The following is a 1196-nucleotide window of genomic DNA, read 5'->3' as shown; positions in this document are numbered from 1 at the left end:
GCTTTGCACTTGCAGGGTTTTGGAGTAGGTGCCTTTGAACCGTTCGATGAATTCCTTGGTTTCGGCAATGAACTTCTGCTGGTCGTCGTAGGCTTTCTGTTGCTGTTCGCGGCGTTCCTTGCGGAGTTCCAGGTATTTGGAGTAGTTTACTTTGTAATCGTATATCCGTCCCATGGTCACTTCAATGGTACGGGTGGTGATGTTGTCTACGAATTTACGGTCGTGGCTGATGACGATGACAGCCTTTCCATTGCTGATAAGGAAATCTTCCAGCCATTGTATGGATTCTATGTCCAGATGGTTGGTAGGCTCGTCTAGCAACAGCACGTCAGGCTTTTGCAGCAACAGCTTGGCAAGCTCGATGCGCATGCGCCATCCGCCGCTGAAGTCACTGGTCTGGCGGTTGAAGTCTTCGCGTACAAAGCCCAGTCCGAGCAGTGCTTTTTCCACATCCTCCTCGTAATTGGTGGAGTCGATGGCATAGAACTTTTCGCTTAAGGCGGAGACATTCTCGATAAGTTCCATGTAGCTGTCGCTTTCGTAGTCGGTACGCGTTTCCAGTTCCTTGTTGAGGCGCTCTATTTCAGCTTCCATTTCATGCAGGTGGGCAAAGGCTTGCGCCGCTTCCTGGAATACGGTACGTCCGTCTTCCGTCATAAGGTGCTGTGGAAGGTAAGCTATGACACTGTCTTTGGGGGCTGAGATTTTTCCACGGGTAGGTTGTCTTACACCTGCCAGGATTTTCAACAATGTACTTTTCCCCGCTCCATTTTTACCCATCAGGGCGATACGGTCTTTTTCGTTGATAACGAAAGATATGTCACTGAATAAAGTAGTTCCGCCGAATTCTACGGCCAGTCCGTCTATAGAAATCATTATATATTTTTTTAATGAGCTACAAAGATAGTGCAAATCTATTATTTTTTATATCTTTGCCCCTATATAAACAAAACGCATAGGTCATGGAAATAGAAAAAGTGTCAGGAGATTACCGTCCGCTTATTCTGGTTGCGGAAGATGATGATAGTAACTTTAAACTGATAAAGGCTATTATCGGCAAGAAATGCGAGATACTATGGGCAAAGAATGGTGAGGATATTGTAAATTTGTTCGAAGAGAATCGCGACAAGGCGGAAGCTATTCTGATGGATATAAAAATGCCTATTATGAACGGGCTGGATGCTACGGTGATTATT

General features: G+C 45.6%; 2 protein-coding genes. One reads left to right on the top strand and one right to left on the bottom strand.

What is annotated here, in order from left to right; genetic code table 11:
* On the bottom strand, positions 1 to 876 hold an 876-nt coding region (locus tag ABUA47_RS24860), incomplete at its 3' end, for an ABC-F family ATP-binding cassette domain-containing protein (RefSeq protein ID WP_349832304.1).
* Positions 877 to 962: 86 nt separating this feature from the next.
* Between ABUA47_RS24860 and ABUA47_RS24855 the strand changes: the two genes are divergently transcribed.
* Positions 963 to 1196, top strand: a 234-nt coding sequence (locus ABUA47_RS24855; protein WP_349832303.1) for a response regulator, incomplete at its 3' end; no start/stop codon positions are given.

Source organism: Bacteroides sp. RTP31139st1_H2_RTP31139_211217, from assembly GCF_040227615.1.
Classification (GTDB): domain Bacteria; phylum Bacteroidota; class Bacteroidia; order Bacteroidales; family Bacteroidaceae; genus Bacteroides; species Bacteroides uniformis.
Note: the sequence above shows the minus strand (reverse complement) of the source record. Positions and strands in the feature narration are given on the sequence as shown.